16 protein-coding genes, 1 tRNA gene and 1 pseudogene are annotated in these 17,500 nt (G+C 46.8%); 8 read left to right on the top strand and 10 right to left on the bottom strand.

Annotated features, from left to right (window positions below):
• Positions 1–31 precede the first annotated feature (31 nt).
• The 5 genes and pseudogenes from DWY57_RS13505 to DWY57_RS13485 form a co-directional block, all read right to left on the bottom strand.
• Complete coding sequence (locus tag DWY57_RS13505) at positions 32–955, bottom strand: polysaccharide pyruvyl transferase family protein (protein ID WP_165853608.1); 924 nt, start codon at positions 953–955, stop codon at positions 32–34.
• Positions 956–1,168: 213 nt separating this feature from the next.
• Positions 1,169–2,927 (bottom strand): annotated as a pseudogene (locus DWY57_RS13500) (thiamine pyrophosphate-binding protein).
• Between the two features lie 311 nt (positions 2,928–3,238).
• Positions 3,239–4,357: a hypothetical protein gene (locus tag DWY57_RS13495; protein ID WP_243634687.1), complete on the bottom strand. Its 1,119-nt coding sequence runs from the start codon at positions 4,355–4,357 to the stop codon at positions 3,239–3,241.
• A gap of 45 nt (positions 4,358–4,402) precedes the next feature.
• A complete protein-coding gene (locus DWY57_RS13490) occupies positions 4,403–5,929 on the bottom strand; it encodes a lipopolysaccharide biosynthesis protein (RefSeq protein ID WP_119961927.1) in 1,527 nt (508 codons plus the stop codon).
• A 509-nt stretch (positions 5,930–6,438) separates the two neighbouring features.
• Positions 6,439–6,990 (bottom strand): UpxY family transcription antiterminator, encoded by a 552-nt coding sequence (locus tag DWY57_RS13485; RefSeq protein ID WP_279387035.1) that lies wholly within the window; start codon positions 6,988–6,990, stop codon positions 6,439–6,441.
• A 743-nt stretch (positions 6,991–7,733) separates the two neighbouring features.
• Between DWY57_RS13485 and DWY57_RS13475 the strand changes: the two genes are divergently transcribed.
• Together DWY57_RS13475 and DWY57_RS13470 are read left to right on the top strand one after the other, a co-directional pair.
• Entirely contained in the window at positions 7,734–8,057 is a 324-nt protein-coding gene (locus DWY57_RS13475; RefSeq protein WP_005829213.1) for a hypothetical protein, read from the top strand.
• Positions 8,058–8,179: 122 nt separating this feature from the next.
• Positions 8,180–10,309, top strand: coding sequence for a VapE domain-containing protein (locus tag DWY57_RS13470; RefSeq protein WP_119961925.1), 2,130 nt, complete (start codon positions 8,180–8,182; stop codon positions 10,307–10,309).
• Between the two features lie 129 nt (positions 10,310–10,438).
• Here the strand turns inward: DWY57_RS13470 and DWY57_RS13465 are convergent, their stop codons facing one another.
• Positions 10,439–10,699, bottom strand: a complete 261-nt coding sequence (locus tag DWY57_RS13465; protein WP_005829216.1) for a DUF4248 domain-containing protein — start codon at positions 10,697–10,699, stop codon at positions 10,439–10,441.
• A gap of 278 nt (positions 10,700–10,977) precedes the next feature.
• Here DWY57_RS13465 and DWY57_RS13460 point away from each other — a divergent pair, with 278 nt between their 5' ends.
• Both DWY57_RS13460 and DWY57_RS20930 read left to right on the top strand, forming a co-directional pair.
• Complete coding sequence (locus DWY57_RS13460; RefSeq protein WP_005829218.1) at positions 10,978–11,487, top strand: HU family DNA-binding protein; 510 nt, start codon at positions 10,978–10,980, stop codon at positions 11,485–11,487.
• A gap of 54 nt (positions 11,488–11,541) precedes the next feature.
• Positions 11,542–11,643, top strand: coding sequence for a smalltalk protein (locus DWY57_RS20930; RefSeq protein ID WP_005836960.1), 102 nt, complete (start codon positions 11,542–11,544; stop codon positions 11,641–11,643).
• Here DWY57_RS20930 and DWY57_RS13455 read toward each other — a convergent pair.
• Together DWY57_RS13455 and DWY57_RS13450 are read right to left on the bottom strand one after the other, a co-directional pair.
• Entirely contained in the window at positions 11,640–12,770 is a 1,131-nt protein-coding gene (locus DWY57_RS13455; RefSeq protein ID WP_005836959.1) for a glycosyltransferase family protein, read from the bottom strand. The two genes, DWY57_RS20930 and DWY57_RS13455, sit on opposite strands and share 4 nt — an antisense overlap.
• A gap of 229 nt (positions 12,771–12,999) precedes the next feature.
• Complete coding sequence (locus DWY57_RS13450) at positions 13,000–13,182, bottom strand: hypothetical protein (RefSeq protein ID WP_005829223.1); 183 nt, start codon at positions 13,180–13,182, stop codon at positions 13,000–13,002.
• Positions 13,183–13,358: 176 nt separating this feature from the next.
• Between DWY57_RS13450 and DWY57_RS13445 the strand changes: the two genes are divergently transcribed.
• Positions 13,359–13,592, top strand: a complete 234-nt coding sequence (locus DWY57_RS13445; RefSeq protein ID WP_008663499.1) for a hypothetical protein — start codon at positions 13,359–13,361, stop codon at positions 13,590–13,592.
• Positions 13,583–13,918 (top strand): type II toxin-antitoxin system RelE/ParE family toxin, encoded by a 336-nt coding sequence (locus tag DWY57_RS13440; protein WP_005836958.1) that lies wholly within the window; start codon positions 13,583–13,585, stop codon positions 13,916–13,918. Before DWY57_RS13445 ends, DWY57_RS13440 begins: the two co-directional genes overlap by 10 nt.
• Before the next feature lie 168 nt (positions 13,919–14,086).
• Here DWY57_RS13440 and proS read toward each other — a convergent pair whose 3' ends face one another.
• Together proS and DWY57_RS13430 are read right to left on the bottom strand one after the other, a co-directional pair.
• Positions 14,087–15,580: a proline--tRNA ligase gene (gene proS / locus DWY57_RS13435; protein ID WP_005829226.1), complete on the bottom strand. Its 1,494-nt coding sequence runs from the start codon at positions 15,578–15,580 to the stop codon at positions 14,087–14,089.
• 115 nt (positions 15,581–15,695) lie between these two features.
• A tRNA-Gly gene (locus DWY57_RS13430) sits at positions 15,696–15,768 on the bottom strand.
• 141 nt (positions 15,769–15,909) lie between these two features.
• Here DWY57_RS13430 and cobU point away from each other — a divergent pair.
• Both cobU and cobT read left to right on the top strand, forming a co-directional pair.
• Entirely contained in the window at positions 15,910–16,431 is a 522-nt protein-coding gene (gene cobU, locus DWY57_RS13425; RefSeq protein ID WP_119961924.1) for a bifunctional adenosylcobinamide kinase/adenosylcobinamide-phosphate guanylyltransferase, read from the top strand.
• Between the two features lie 30 nt (positions 16,432–16,461).
• Positions 16,462–17,499 (top strand): nicotinate-nucleotide--dimethylbenzimidazole phosphoribosyltransferase, encoded by a 1,038-nt coding sequence (gene cobT / locus DWY57_RS13420; protein ID WP_119961923.1) that lies wholly within the window; start codon positions 16,462–16,464, stop codon positions 17,497–17,499.
• Position 17,500: the final 1 nt, after the last annotated feature.

Here is a 17,500-nt window from a genome sequence, read left to right as displayed (position 1 = left end):
TTTTGTTGCTCAGGTACTTAAAAAAAATATTTTATAATAGTGTTGCGGAATTAAGGATAGAGAATATGCAGCCATGGAAACTGTCTGTAATCACGAACTTAGCATCCTGAAAACCCTTTAGCCACTTCTCTACCGGAATCTGTATACGTTCACTGAGTGGCAGACTTGTGTCATTGACCTTTGAGAATACATAGAAAGGTTTATGATGAAGCACTGCAGACACCTCCTTTACCGTAACAAGGTTTGATTCCATCGGATCGAGCAAGTAGACCAACATATCACCATCTGACTTTTCTTTAACTTCTGATGTCAGTGCTTCATAATCCTTTCGATCGAGAAGCATCGTTGGATCCAAGACATGCATAGGCTTTACGCCTAAATGCTTCTCGCAAAGCCACACTGCAGACTCCTCACGTACTGTAACAAGATTGAACTTCTTCACCAACCCTGCACAATTTTTCGTTTCAACATCTGAATATCCCCAAGTATCCAGTCCGAAAGAAGGAGCATAGGCAATCCGTCTCACATTTTCCCAGTCCCAAGCAAAATCGAAAAATACATTCTCAATCTTTTGATTGAAGTTGCGCCGCCAGATTTGGTCACTACCCACCACGAGAGCATCCCAATCCGCTTCCTGTATATCTGTATAGCGTTTGTAATAACGACAATGGATATTCTTCTCTATGAATGCCTCAGTATGCTGACTGATGACAGTATATTCTTTATAATGCTTGAAGTCATAAAACAATGGTACAGTCTCACGACCAAGCATTTTCTTAAGCAATCTACAACAAGCCTTGACTAGAACTTTCGCAACACTGGGCTTACTGCAAAATGGTCTGTTCAGAACTATTGCATCATGACCATTGCGAGATAAAACAGTCTGTAAGGCATAGGATTGTAATATTCCTCCTATATTGGTATGAAGAGGAAGAGAAATTATTAAGATATGCACTATTTCTTAAATAATGCGAATCAGTAGTTGAATATTTTCTACCTTTTCGCTTGTTAAACAGTTATTATTCATATAGATATATTCAAATTTCACAAGTTACAAAAAAGAAACGTGAAATCTACCTGCTCCAAGATATTCACCGTCCCACACCCGATGGCTTTGCAGCCGTAGTTGTAGCCTCACCTATTCCTACCAACAATACGTTTCCATCTTTTATTTTTTCAAAATTTTTTTTATAGCATTAATGCCTTTTTCTCCTGCCACATTCCTTACCGCATCTTTCAGTTTACTACGTACCATGCCTTTGGCATCGCTTTGAATATGGCTCATCAGATACAAAGCCTCGCTTTCATCTTTCGAGTCAGTAAAGACTTCCAATATCATAGAATGATCACTTAACTGTGGATTGGTGAAATTAGACAATGCAGTCATAAATTCTTCTTTGGTAGTAGCAGACAAATAGTGGAAACCTAAATCCTCAGCATAATGCTTAACCAGCAGAGGAGATTTATTACCAAAATGCCCAGCTGCAGCCATATACTTGTCGGCATCATCGCCAAAAACATTGCAATGATGAATGCCCAAGCGAAATTCCGTACCCCTCCCGTTATTGACAAGCATAACACGTAAATTCGTCCCTATATGATGGTTGCCCAAGGAATTCAGGTCATAAAAGAAAGTCAAATCACCCACTACGACATAGCAAAGCCTATCGGGATTGACCAATGAAGCCCCGACCAATGTACTGACACAACCGTCAATACCACAACAACCTACATTACAAGCAGACTCAACACTTTCCGGCAACTGGAACATATTCCAACAACGCCGGGTATTGGAAACGCCCATGTGGAACAACGCTCCTTTGGGAAGTCTCGAAGATAGCTGCATGGCAGTCCAAATATTGCAGAAAGGCAATTCAGGAATTTGCTCATAGATTTCACCAAACAGTTCTCGGCATTCATCTATCAAAACGTGCCGATTGCAACCATCTTTCCCATAATGCAGAAAAAACATTTCTTCGGACATTTGAAATACCGTTGTCAGTTTTTTAAACGGATCACGCAATTCCCCCATCTTCGCTTACTCGCCAAACCTCCTTTGCTGGGATTGTATCGTTGAAAGAAGCTGCTGATATTTCCCCGATGTGAACCATCAAATCCAATGGAGGGAATGGTGAAGTGATATCGGATTGCAACTGGACCAGCGTCGGAAGTAACTTGTATTTACCGTAATAGCCGCTCGTATGGTCACAAATCACTATAGCGTCATAAGTGGCACAAAAGCGATCAATAGCCCTATTTTGTTTTTCAGAAAAATGTGTATGAGAACCCACATAAATACCTATTCTTCCCTCAGGCAGCACAGGCAGTTCATCCCAGGCCTGGAAGCGGCGTATGACTTTCACATGAGGCAATTCTTTCACCGAAAAATCACGACTGTAGGTTGTTATCAAATTTATATGAACCGGTCCTCCTCCATTCCTGCGCAACTCAAGCATGGCTTTGTTAACTTCCATCACGACATAGTCTTCGTCCCTGCAATCTTTGACCGCTGGCAGTTCTACCGAAAGCCGTGCTATGTCATTCGGAAGAATACGCCTGTCTATGTTCTGAGGAATAAGTTGTCCTATCCTATCTGTCCCTTGGTGCGAAGTGATGGCAAGCACCGGCAATTTGCGGTAAAAAGCCTCTGTTAATCCCGGATAGTAATTACGCGAGGCGGTCGCACCCGTACAACTCAAAGCTACAGCTTCTCCACTTTCAGCCGCCATGCCACAAGCCATATATGCTGCCGAACGTTCGTCCACAGCAGAATAGACCTCAAAGAATGGATCATTTTGCACACTACCTACAAATGTGAAGTTAGTAGCACCCGGTGAAGCTATAATCTTTCTAATACCATTGGCTTTCAACAACGACAACACGATTTGTACATTCCTCTCTGATGTATAAAATTTTTCCTTAGCCATATTTTTTATTTTATATTTTTCTTAACCTGCTTTCATATCTTGATTGTAATTTGGATGTATAAGAATCAGCTCTACGAGTTTATTGCCGTTTTCATCTTCCTATCATTTTGTGCCAAGCAACACAAATATAATGCGGATATTTACTGAACTTAAAAATTATGTTCAACATCAGTTTGCGCATCCATCGGGAACGGTTGAAATACCGTTTATAACCTACTCGCTTAAGCCAATGCAGCAGTTCGTTACTATAAGGATAAGTACGGGAGTCGTCTATGGAGTCAATAATACCCCATACATCATCAATACTATTTTCAAACCAACAGTAAGAACGCACCAGTTGCGAGAACTTTTTTTTCATCAAAGCGAGCAAATCCCCAATCCTTCGGGTTTTCTCCGGTACAAAGGATATTGAGTTGCGTCCTAACGCACTTGGCACATTCACCGCACTGTTCGCTGTTGTCTACAAAACATGCCCAAATCCTGACATGTTTGCCTTGGTTCTTAAAAGTAGAAACTATATTTTTCACTTTTTGGGAACGCCGGGTATAAAGCCCGTCTTGTTCCGCAAAAGAAATGCCTACGAACTTGAACCCATTGGTTAACAATGGGTTGGTTCCATCCAAAGCTGGTTCAAGTTTATCTTCTATCAAAGAAGACCCCATGATGAGTTCTTTTATTCCCATAGCGTATGCAAAAGGAGCCACTGAGCACAAATTGGGAATATACCTCATTCCCCAAAAGCCTGAATGATTAAATGCTACCGTATTCAGCTGGAGAGTGTTCCTAAGGTACCTCGTAATTTTACCATTTCTTCCTATTTCATCATCGAAAACAACTTGGTTGAAATCATTGGCAACCAAAAGCCAATCGCTTCCTATAACACGAGAGAACTCTTTTATCATAACAAACTTTTCATTCCGTAAGGCACCTTCGTTTCTGGAATGTACCTCTATGCTTGGCACACTGACTAAAACATTCCGTTTACCAGGGTTGTTTATTCCTGCATGGATGGCATCAACACCACCGGAGAAGAATACAATATGGTCATATCTTGCATCGGGCATCTGGTTTGCAACAATCTCTTTTGCAACGATTTTTCCACGCCATTCCTCCTTAAAAGGACCATACATCTGAGAATAAGCTGCATATAGTGTCGGTATATTATGATAAAGAGTATTGTCTATGGATGACAATATGAGTTCTATATGGTAGAAAAATGTTACTGGAAGCAGATAAAGCGTAATGGGTAAAGCTAGTACAGACTCCGGCAATTTATCCGGCTCAAAACCGAAAGCATCAGCATTATGGAACTGTATCTGAGCCTCCACTTTTTCTTTCCGAAGCAGACCAAGTCCTGTGTTATCGTGAATCTCATACTTGACAGTGTCTCCATCGACCGCGATACGGGTCAACTCAATGGTTCTTTTCATACTAATTGTGTGTTTAGATGAGAATTTATATTTTACGATATAATTTCACTGTAATCTTATCCCGCAAGTTTTTTTTAGGAAGAGCCGCTCTCCTTTCGTCATGCCTATAGCAAATGCCATCAACGAGGTACAGATTATTATCGCCAGTGTGTGCAGAAGAAATTCCCAAAAGCTATTTGGTGTTTCCCACGGCATGAAATAAGTAAAAGCTCCTGATAAGACGAAAACCACCGCTGAAGGTAGCAGACATTGCTTCAAGAAAGCATGAACAGGAAAAGCATACTTCGCCTTGGAATGCACCAGCAAATCTGCCAACACGCATGCTTTAAAAGCAATATTGAGCACAAAGACCGTCTCTGGAGCCATACCCAGTTTAAGACACACGTATGAAGCAATGAAATTAACTGCATAAATGATACATAAAGCTATCTCGTATGCCTTGATTTCACCCTGAGCGAAAACTCCTATTGCAATCGGAGTTAAAATACCGTCCAACAAGGAATACAACAACACCAGCACGACAAAGTTTGCCGTATGTGCTGGCACATCTACCAGCCATAGTCCAAGCACATAATCAATATTACCGCAAAGCGGCAGCAGGATGAGCAGCATTATGAAAAAACCGAATTTCCCGCTTTTTATAATCTGGATATGCATGGCCTGAAAGTTTCCGGAAGCATGGTTCTTGATGATTTGCGGCCTTATCGCTATCATAAAATTAGATACAAAACTGTACACTGCAGCATTGATTTGCATTGCGATGCCCTGCGCCGCATTCACTACCGGACCACAAAACAAGTTGAGCAGCACGTTCACTCCCTGGTCTTTGAGTAAGATAACCGAATTTCCCCAAAAAGCCCAGCCAGTGAATCCCAGCATATCGCACAATAATCCCTTGTCGAAAGTGAACTTAAAACGGGACTCCTCAAAATGGCGCTTACAATAAACGGCATACACCGTACGAATGATAAGTGCCACCAACGTGGTGAGGCATGCATAAGTAATCAGCTTGTCAAAGAGTAGTATCCACTTAAGTACGAAAACCACAGCAAGTTTAAGAGTAACTTCCAAAATGGAAATCAAAGCAAAAACCGACATCCGCTCGTGGGCGATAATTACAGCGTTGTAGGGCACACTCATCAAGTTGATAACAAAGGCTAAAAGCGAAAGCTGCAAAGCCCAATTGGCTGCTATAGTACGCCCGTCTGGTATGTCCATTTGAGCATTTAGGAACCATACGCCAAAAGTTTCTAAGCCGATACAAACCAGAATTGAGAAAAGCAAAAGGATAATCACGGAGGTTGAGAATATCCGGGTTGCCTGCAAGACATTATCCTTTCCGATTTCAATCGTAATAAAACGGTTGACCGCCAAAGTCATACTTCCAGATATAATGGAAAACATAGCTACGAAACCACCTACCACATTGTATATACCATAATCCTCGGCGCCCAGTTCTGCCAATACTACCCTTACAGTATAAAGGCTAACCGCCATCACTAGTAATTGCCGGAAATAAAGGAAGAGAGTATTCTTAGCTATACGCTTGTTATTTTCAGAAACAGTAGGCATCGGTAGTTAGCATCAAATTTTGACTATCGCATAGAGAATACCACCCAGAGGCGGTTTTCTTTTAAACAAATTATGCAAGTACAGTTAATACCCAATTTAGAGCATTTCCTTTTTATAAGGCACCAAAATGAGTACCCCACAAAAAATGTTATCAAATTTGATTGATTTTTAACTATTGGCATACAACCGAGTCTATATTTGGCGATGTCAGACTCAAAAAATCTCTGCAACCGTTAAAAATTCCGGTAAAAAATTCGCCAAGATAATCCCATGCGGACCTACCTTGCAGCTTCACCATGCTGATTATATATGATATACGGCAGCAATCTCCACTCCCTCATCGCTTTCGAAATGCAGGGAGTTCTTTCGTTGGGTTATAAAAGGGACGGACTAGCCTCTCCGCCTGGATTGTTCGAGATTGGATAACAGCCGTCCTTTATATAAGAAGGCCTCATTCCAGAACTTGTGAGAATAATTCAGGACTTCACGCTGTCTGTCACACTTGAACCCTAATTTGAATACTTATCTCCTATCTCCTCCACCAGCGACGCATGCACAAACGTCGTCGCCACCGCCATCACCCCCTCGATGTTTACCACCACCCTCCGGTCATGGCGCACACGCACAAACACCCCTTCCACTCCTTCGAAGATGCCGCCGGTGATACGTACCCGGGTTCCTTGGGAGAGGTTCAGTTCGGTGGGTTCAAGGTAGAGCACAGCCTGGTCGTAGGTGCCAGACACGGCGATGAAGCTGCGCATCTGCGAGTCCGGGATGACGATGGGCTGGCGGGTTTCGCGGTCCATGATATAGCGGATAGGGATATTCATGCCCGGTTTGTTCTTTATTTCGTCCATACGCTCACGGGTGGAGCGGACGAAGACCAGGTTATGGACCGCAGGAACAAGCTTGCGCAGGCGGCGCTCTTTCCTCACGACATACTCATAGCGCATGGGTATATAGTTTTCAATGCCCGCTGCATCCAGGTATTCCTTGAAAAAAAGCTCTCGGCTATAGGTGACACGCACTGCATACCAGTGCATTTCTGCATTCTCGTTCACGAAAAAATATGATTGGGGGACACCGGAGTAGCGAAGTACCTCCCGGTCAAGTAATGTAATGCGGTTACTTTAAATAGGCTATATGCATTCATTTTATTTCAAAACCCTCCACCATCTCGGAAGGAAGGCGACGAAATAGTTATATTCAAGCTATCTTGCGATAAGCCGTTATCAACGAAACGTTTATGATGAAAGAAATGTTTTATAACACGTTCCGTTTAATGAACGCAAAGGTAACGTCAAGAAATGAAAGTACAAAATATTCTGATTGATAAAATGATAATCTTTTTTAATGCAGACATCATCACACTATATATCAAAGAATTACGCCTATTAGGTAAGATACACGCGCACGCGCGTCATTTCTTATCTTTTTAAAGAAAGGGTGTGTTACATATATAACCATAGGTTCCGGTACCTCACCCTATACATACAGACTACACACACGCTTCACTTGTTCACGGAGAGGGGCACCACAGATTACACAGATTGGCACAGAGGAGCACAGAGAAGAATTCTTCGCTACGTTCTGAGTGACGGATACTCACGGAAACAAAAGGATGATACGCACGGACATACACAAAAGTGATACGCACAGAAACTACAAAAATCCGTGCCAATCCGTGTAATACATAGTGCACAGACTTCTCTTTTTTATTAATTTTGCACCCGATTCGTTAACTTAATATAAAATTATATTTTCAAATTGTAGTTATGAGAACAAAAAAACGCCAATTAGCGTGATGCAAATCAAAGGGAGAGATTACCAAGTGCTGTACACCAAAGAGAGCAAAGAGGTGCAAGTGGCCATCGACCTGCTTTCTATGGTAGAACACAAGTCGTTAACCGTGGAATACAAGGAGCGGAAGGCTTTCCTGACACCCTTCATCCCACTGCTGATAAATCCCCAAAAGGAACACGGACTGAAGGGCGTAAGCCCCTTCGCCAAGCTGCTGCATCTACTTGTAAACTTTATGGACGCGGACGGAAGCGGCAATACGCTGAACCCCGATTGCATTGAGGATGAGATATATAAGCTCTTCAATGAGCTATATCCCAAGGAGTAAAACGGACCAAGGAATTCAAATTGTAAAAAAACGGCTGTCCCACTGCGGATGGCCGTTTTTGCTTCCTAAGGAAATAAGCGGCATCTTTGCGCCGCCAATAAGGCAAACTTAATACAAGTAGAATGGAAAACATTCCAGTTACCACCTACCGTGGTTTCAGCGCCGTCAGCGGGGAGACAACCTTCACGCAGGACATGGCTGACATAAGAAACGGCAAGCATGCCAAGTTAATCATCAAAATCGCCAGCCTCGTGGCGCAGGGAAAGGTGGAGGAAGCCAACCACGTCAAGAAGCAGCTTCCCTTCAGGACCCTCACGGCCAACTACCGGGAAAGAAGGCTCGCACCGAGCATCACCCGCTACAACCCCGTCATCACGCTCGACATCGACGACCTGGAAGAAGGACAGTTGGAGCAGACCCGGACCCTCATCAACGAAGACCCGCACACCCTGGGCAGTTTCCTCTCCCCCAAAAGGCACGGCTACAAGCTGTTCGTCTTCATGCAGACGGAATACACCCGGCGTCTGTATGACCGTCTCCGGCAGGGCGAGGTGACCTACGCCACGCTCGAGGAGATACACCTGAAGCTGTACAGCGCCGCCAAAGAGCACTACGAGGCCCTTCTCGGAGTAGAGGTGGACGGAAGCGGAAAGGACATCTCGCGAGGATACTTCATGTCCTTCGACCCGCATGCCTATATCAATGCCGCACTGCTGGAACAGATTTCCCCGTTGCCGGCACGCATCATCCCGCCTGCGAAGAAGGAGAACAGCCCAAAGAAGACGCCCGTCGAAACGGTACACCCCCTCCCCGCCTCCTCTGCCGCCACGCCGCAGGACGCAAAGCCTTGGGAGAAGCTGATATTCTCCCAAGCCGTGACCGCCGTGAAGCGCACCACCAGGTTCCGGGCAGGCAACCGCGACAACTTCCTCTTCGCCCTGGGCAACAAATGCTACAGCAAGGGCCTGGACGAGCAGACAGCCATCAGACTGGCGAAAAACGAGTTCGGACAAGAGTATCCCGACGTGGAATCTCCCCTGCACAATGCCTACATCTATACCGACAAGACCAGCGAAGCCGCTACAAAGAAGGAAGAGAAAAAGCCCGTCATCAACCAAGTGATGAGCTTTCTGGAAGAGCACTACGGCATCCGCAGGAACCTCATCCTGGACCGCCTCGAATTCATGCCCTATGCCCTGTCGGCAGATGCCGGAAAAGGTTACCGCCCCATGCGCGGAAAGGACTACAACACCATATTCGTAGACCTGCAGATGGCCGGCATTTCCTGCTACCAGAATTTCCTCAGAGCCGTGATAGACTCCAACTACGCCAAGGAGTTCAACCCCTACACCGACTATCTGTACGCGCTTCCCCCCTGGGACGGGACGGACTACATCGCCCGGCTGGCCGACACCCTGACGACCGAGAACCGGGAGCTATGGCAGAAGGGCTTCAAACGGTGGATAGTGGGCCTGGTGGCCTGCGCACTGAGCGACGAGGACATGAACCAGCTCGTCATCATCCTCTACAGCGAGCAGGGAAAGGGAAAGAGCAGCTGGATTCGGCGCCTGCTGCCGCCCGAGTGGAAAGAGTACTTCTACAACGGCATAATAGACCCGAGCAACAAGGACGATGCCCGCCTGCTCGCCACGCGAATCATCATCAACATGGAGGAGTTCGAAGGCGTGAAGCCCGGCGAGCTGGCAGCATTGAAGCGAATCATCGCGCAGGACAACGTGACGCAGCGCAAGGCCTACGACATCGAAGCCTTCACCCTGCCCCGCCACTGCTCCTTCATCGCGAGCACCAACAACCGGCAGTGCCTGCAGGACATCGGTGGAAACCGGCGTTTCCTCCCCATCACCGTCACCGGCATAGACTACCACACCCCGGTGAACCATCCCGGCATCTACGCCCAGGCGCTCGCCTTGCTGAAAGACGGATTCAGATACTGGTACGAGGGCGAGGAGATAGAACAGCTGAACAAGCACAACGAACGGCACCGCATGAAAGACCCCGTGGAGGAGAACCTCTTCGTCTTCTTCCGCAAACCGCTGCCCGAGGACCTGCAGATAAAATGGCTCCCTGCCAGCGTCATACTGACCAAGCTCAGCATATTCGGGAAAGTGCAGGTGAACCCGCACACCCAGCTGGTACTGGTGCAGGCACTGGAAAAATACGGATTCGGTACACGGACCAACGAGCAGGAGACGACCGAATATGAGGTAGTGGACATCCAGCTATATCAGTAACCGGCATTCGAGGAGAAGAGAGAAGCCCCGTAACATATATTGTTGTGCATGACAACATATATTGTTACGGGGCTTTACATATATTGGCGTTTTCTTTACAAGGTTTCCCTATTTCCGGCCGGCATCCTGTCAGGGCTCTCCCAGATACTTCACCAGCACTTTCACTTCCAGAGGAGTGAAGGTGCGCCGGTATTTGTTGTAGCCCACCTTCTCCAGCTCACCCTTCAGCGCCTTGTTGTGGCGTATCCATGCCGCCAGGGTATAGATGGCATTGCTGATGCAGTAAGTCGGGTTGTAGAGCATGGCAAGCTCCTCCTTCGAATAGGCGTGGATGCGGAACGGACGAAGGTCTTCCTCCTCCTCTTCCCTCTTTTCTTTTTCTGTTTTCATTCCTTATGTTATTGGTTGATTATTACACCATAAAGATACTGAATATCAGCGGTATGACCAAGCGTATACAGACATAAACGGGCATCGGACGAAGAACTTTTCCTGAACAGAAAGGAAACGGGAAAGAGACGGCGTAACCCGAAGAAAGCCATGAGCAGAAAAAGCCGGAGGAGTACTTTTGCAGCACCCCTCTTCCCCCCCCCTAAAGGAGAAAGAGAAGAGTATTGCAATACGGAACTTTAATTTCTAATTGTTAATTTTTAATTATTTAATTGTTTATGGGAGTACCATTCAAGAAGATTGCGAGGAAAGATCCTCGAAAGGCAGATGCGGTGGCAAAGTTCTACCCGCAGCTGGTGACACTGGGCGACAATGCGACGCTGGACGACATTGCGTATGTGATGAAAGAGAAGAGTTCGCTGACACTGGGAGACATCCAGAGTGTATTGACCAATTTTGTGGAGGCCATGATAACAACCCTCTACAGCGGCCAGTCGGTGAATATCAAGAACTTCGGCGTATTCAGCCTGTCGGCGCGTACGGCAGGCGTACTGGATGTAAAGGAGTGCACCGCCAAGAACATCAAAGCGGTGAAAATCAATTTCCGGCCTTCCAGCACCGTAAGACCGGACATCGCCGCCACGCGTGCCGGGCAGAAGATTGACTTCTACGACCTGGAGGCATTGGTGAACAAGGGAGACGGTGAAGGAGGAAGCTCCGGCGGCGGTTCCGGCTCGGGAGACGGAGGCGGTTCGGACGGAGACCAGGGCGAAAATCCGTTGGGATAAGTATGACTGATTTTACTACCGATTCGTATGTTCAACTTTTAAAACGTATATAGCATGAAAAAAAGTATCTGGGATAAAATTCTGAAAGTCGTAATTGCAGTAGCCTCTGCCATCTTAGGGGCATTGGGAGCCAATGCGATGAACGTGAACATTTAAGTCGCCGGAAAGAAAGGACGGCAGGAAGAGGAAACCCCGAAAAAGGTTTCCTCTTTCTCTTCCCTCTCTATACAGCGCAGGATACGCCAGTCGCAGCTACGCACCCAATAGCGGAAAGCCATGTTCGGGTGGAAATGCTCCGAGAAGTCCAGCAGACGTTCCAAATCAAACTCCTCGGAGATGACACCGGCACCGCTACGGAATGCATCGTAGGCGTTACAGTCCTGCTCGATATGCGCCGGAACCATCAGCAAAGGCTTGCCCAGATACATCGCCTCGCAGACCGACTCGAAGCCGGCAGTGGTGGCATAGGCCTTGCAGCCTGCCATGTAGCGCAGGAACTTGACGTCATCGAGCTGATGGAAACTCAAGGTGTCGTCCACACGGCACACCTCGGCTTCGTCCTGCTTGTCCCAGAAGAAGTGGAGGGGTATTTCCGGATGGGCACTGTGCCAGTGGAGGATATTCTCGCCAAAACCGGAGTTTACCATGTATCCGTGGAGATAATCCCCTTCCGTACCTTCGCACGACAGCACCTCCCTCCGCAGCAATGGCGGAACCACGCGGACATACGCTTCTTCGTCATCCTCCATCTCGCGGAAGGAAAGGGCGAGCTTTTCGCGGGCACCTATGCACGTGAGGCGGGTGAAAAGGCGGAGCAGCCACAGATGGAAGCCGTTCTTACCGGGAAACTCGAAATCGCGGTGCAGGAACAGGTACTGGTGCCCGACGCTTATTTGAGGAACGGAAGGACGGAAGAAGAGATAGGTCATCCCCGTGAGCAGTTCGTAGAAGTTGATGACCAGTTCGGCACCACTCTCCTCGATGCGGCGGTGTATATAGTGCATGCTTTTCAGATAGACGGGCAAACGGGTGAGATTATAGGCCACACTACGCGCAAGACTTGCCCGCTTGTTGGCAGGCGTAGGCAGGAAATTGGGACTGAGAAAACGTTTCACCGGAGCTTGGATGCTGCGGTTGAAGAAACCGGGCAGACAGCGCGAATTGCTTTTGCCCACCAACACTTCCACTACTTCGTGACCGTTGCGACGCAGCAGCTCTTCCATTGTAATGGCTTGGGTCAGATGCCCGCGGCCTTCTCCTTGAACGATAAAAAGGACTTTCATTGGGACGACTTGATGATTTACAAATTACTGTTGAAACACATGCAGCACATGACGTTGCATTTAGTTGATGCAAATATCGCACCTCCGTGTTACGGCAGAATGTGAAGAATGTGACAATTCGGTTATAAATGACAAAAGTCACACCGGCATCGCGCAGACATGACTTCAAGAGAATTTATGGAATAAATACGTAAAAAGGATAATTCGGTCGGCATATGATGCCGGAGCATCAGACAAATTCCTCGACCATATACATATCACTGACAAAATCGTCAACAATCTGTTCCAGGTTTTCGCAGGCTTCGTCAGGCGTTTCACCGTAGGCGCTGCACAACACATTATTCATAAAATAAGCGTAAAAACCACCGCCGGCTGCCGCCTCTACGGTATAGTCATTTCTGTTCAGTTTCATATTCGGGCCTCCTTTCTTTTTTTACGCTGCAAAAATGAGGGAAAGTTGTTACGAGAAGATGTGAAGGAGGTTACAAAAGTATGTAGATTGGTTGGCTTTGATGCAGTGGAAAATAAATGGATTGAATATTAGGAGTTTTCATTTATTCAGTTTACCTTTGATTAAAAATAAAAGCAATGGGTAAAATTAAACCATATAAAGAGCAGGACTCTCCCAAACAAACGGCACAAGAACCGATGATGGCAACTTATCATCAATCAGCCATACCGATGGACGACTTTATCAACAGTATTCCCCGAGATGCTTTGGCTGAAGCCCTTCTATTTGCCTTAGAAGAGAATAAAGCAGGACACTGTATATCAAACTCCCAAATAGAGAGTATGATAAATGAACGCATGGGATGGAAATAGTCTGGTCTAAGTTGGCTTATGAGCACTTTTTAGAGATACTTATTTATGTAGAGAATAATTTTGGCATGTTGACGGCACAGAAAACACGTCAAAAGATACAAGACAAAGTAAATCTTTTAGCAAAACATCCGTATATAGGAATTATAGACAGTGATTTTTCTACTCTATTTAACAACATTACTGTCCGTCATTTAAAACTTTCCCCTAACGTGATATATTATTTGATTGATGAGAATAGGATTGTCATTGCAGCAATGCTTCATTCAAAACAATCTCCGGAAACTGTACGCAAAACAATCTCAGAATTTCTGAAGCAATATAAATAGCTGTTCATCAATTCATGATGAGAGATAACTCTATAAATTTAAAACCGAGAGGACGTATCAAGATATACAATCACCCCAGATTACGCGGATTGACACAGATAAAAGTTTCTGATTATCAGAACTCCTAAAATCATCTGTGTTAATCCGCGTAATCCGGGGTGGGTATTATTAATAGGAACGTGCGAAAATCACGCGGCAGGCAGAAGGCTTGCCGGTAACCATACACTTGCCCGGTTCCTTGTCACCCGGAACAAATGAATCGAAAGGAATACAACGGATGGTTGCTTTGGTCTCTTCCTTGATTTTCTCTTCGGTTTCGGTAGTCCCGTCCCAATGAGCCAGAATGAAGCCGCCTTCTTCAATCTTTTCCTTGAATTCCTCGTAGCTGTCCACGCTGGTGATGCGGCTGTTACGGTAATCGAGCGCTTTCTTGTAGACATTTGCCTGAATGTCCTCGAGCAAATCCTTCACGTACTCTTCGATACCCTCGCAGGAACGCGTCTCCTTCTCCAGTGTATCGCGACGCATGATTTCCATTGTATTGTTCTCCAGGTCGCGGCCACCCATCACCAGACGAACGGGAACACCCTTCACCTCATAGTCGGCAAACTTGAAGCCCGGACGTTTGTTGTCGGCATTGTCGTACTTCACGGAAATACCCATTGACTTCAGCTTGGCAACAATGCCTGCTACTTTCTCGTCAATCTTAGCCAGCATCTCCGCATTCTTGTAGATAGGTACGATGACTACTTGTATCGGAGCCAGGTGCGGAGGAAGTACCAGACCGTTGTCATCGGAATGCGTCATGATAAGCGCTCCCATCAGACGGGTGGAAACACCCCAGGAGGTAGCCCAAACATACTCCAGCTTGTTCTCCTTATTGACGAACTGTACATCGAACGCCTTGGCGAAGTTCTGTCCCAAGAAGTGGGAAGTACCGCTCTGCAAAGCCTTTCCGTCCTGCATCATCGCTTCGATGGTGTAGGTGTTGAGGGCACCGGCAAAACGCTCGTTGGCAGACTTCACGCCCTTTACCACGGGCACCGCCATGTATTTTTCGGCAAACTCGGCATATACATTCAGCATCTTTACCGCTTCTTCTTCGGCTTCCTCGCGGGTGGCATGTGCCGTGTGTCCTTCCTGCCAGAGGAATTCGGCGGTACGGAGGAACAGACGGGTACGCATTTCCCAACGGAACACGTTTGCCCACTGGTTGCACAAGATAGGCAGGTCGCGGTATGAATTGATCCAGTTCTTGTAGGTGTTCCAGATGATGGTTTCGGAAGTGGGGCGGATAATCAGCTCTTCTTCCAGTTTTGCAGCAGGGTCCACCACCACACCGCCGCCATTCGGATCGTTCTTCAAACGATAGTGCGTCACGACGGCACACTCTTTGGCAAAGCCTTCCACATGTTCCGCTTCACGGCTGAGGAATGATTTCGGAATAAGCAAGGGAAAATAAGCGTTGACGTGTCCCGTTTCCTTGAACATATCGTCCAACTGACGTTGCATCTTCTCCCAGATAGCGTATCCGTAAGGCTTGATCACCATACAGCCGCGTACAGCCGATTGTTCTGCCAAATCGGCTTTTACCACCAACTCGTTGTACCACTGAGAATAGTTCTCACTACGTTTGGTAAGGTCTTTCAATTCTACTGCCATTCTATTTCGTTTTTTAAAGTTTTTCCTACGTTTAAAATGGCTTGACCCGAACATTTTCCTCGATATTTAAAAAAAGGCAGCCGCTGTGATGCAACTGCCTAACTCTAAATGGAGGAGCGGCAAGCGAGACTCGAACTCGTGACCCTCAGCTTGGGAAGCTGATGCTCTACCAACTGAGCTACTGCCGCATAAACATTTCCAAGGTCATGCCTTAAAAACGGTGGCAAAGTTAATAAATTCCTTCCTAAAAAAACAAACGTTTCGTCAAATATTTCCTATTTTTGCTCGGGAAAACAAAGATATTCTTTCAAAATACAGACTAAATACCAATGAAACGAATCATACTCATCACCGGAGGAGCACGTTCCGGCAAAAGCACCTATGCGGAAAAGCTGGCACTCGAGCTCTCTCCCACTCCCGTTTATCTTGCCACAGCACGCATTTGGGACGAAGAATTCCACCAGAGGGTAATCCGGCATCAGAAACGCCGGGGACCGGAATGGACAAACATCGAAGAGCAGAAAGAACTCAGCCGCCACCGGCTGGAGGGGCGGGTTGTCCTGATAGACTGCATCACCCTGTGGTGTACCAATTTCTTCTTCGCCCTCGAGTCTGATACCGACCGGGCACTTGCCGCTGCCAAGGCGGAATTCGACCGCTTCACGGCACAAGACGCAACCTTCATCTTTGTAACCAATGAAATAGGTATGGGAGGAACTTCCGAGAACGAACTGCAACGAAAGTTCACGGACATGCAAGGCTGGATGAACCAATATGTAGCCGCCCGTGCCGACGAAGTGATACTGATGGTATCCGGCATCCCACTTACCGTAAAAAACACTCATTCATAAAACAACAAACAATTAAAATTCAACAGACTGATGAAAACATTTCATATCACCCGCCCGGATGAGTCAATCCGTCCCGCATTGATTGACAAAATCAACAACCTGACCAAACCCAAAGGTTCATTGGGCATTTTAGAAGAACTGGCACTCCAAATCGGACTCATACAACAGACATTATCCCCCGCCTTGAAACATCCGCAAAACATTATCTTCGCCGCCGACCACGGCATTGTAGAAGAAGGTGTCAGTCTGTCTCCAAAGGAAATCACCTGGCAGCAAATCAGCAACTTCCTTCATGGAGGGGCAGGTGTCAATTTCCTCTGCCGGCAGCACGGCTTTACCCTGAAAATAGTAGATGCAGGAGTAGGCTACGACCTCCCCTACGAGAAAGGCATCATCAATATGAAAGTGCGCAAAAGCACCCGGAGTTATCTGCACGAGGCAGCCATGACGGAAGAGGAAATGGAGATGTGCCTGGAACGGGGTGCCGAGGTGGTGCGCCAATGCCACGAAGAAGGCAGTAATGTCCTCAGCTTCGGTGAAATGGGTATCGGAAACACCTCTTCATCCTCCCTGTGGATGACCTGCTTTACCGGCATTCCTCTGGAACAATGTGTCGGCGCAGGCAGCGGACTCGACAGCGCGGGCATCCGCCACAAATACGAAGTGCTGAAACAGTCTATGGAGAATTACAAAGGCGACGGCTCTCCCCGGGACATCATCCGCTACTTTGGTGGACTGGAAATGGTAATGGCCATAGGCGCCATGCTGCAAGCTGCCGAGCTGAGGATGATTATCCTTGTTGACGGATTCATCATGACCAACTGCCTGCTTGCCGCCGCCAGGCTCTACCCGGAAGTGACGGATTACGCCATCTTCGGACACTGCGGAGACGAGTCGGGCCACAAACTGGTGCTCGACGCCCTGCATGCCCGTCCGCTGCTGAATCTGGGGCTGCGTTTGGGAGAAGGAACAGGGGCCATCTGTGCATATCCTATTGTCGACTCGGCCGTGCGGATGCTCAATGAAATGGATAACTTTGCACATGCCTCCATCACTAAATACTTTTAAC

It is taken from the genome of Bacteroides sp. AF25-5LB (assembly GCF_003602965.1).
Taxonomy (GTDB): Bacteria; Bacteroidota; Bacteroidia; order Bacteroidales; family Bacteroidaceae; genus Bacteroides; species Bacteroides uniformis.
Note: the sequence above shows the minus strand (reverse complement) of the source record. Positions and strands in the feature narration are given on the sequence as shown.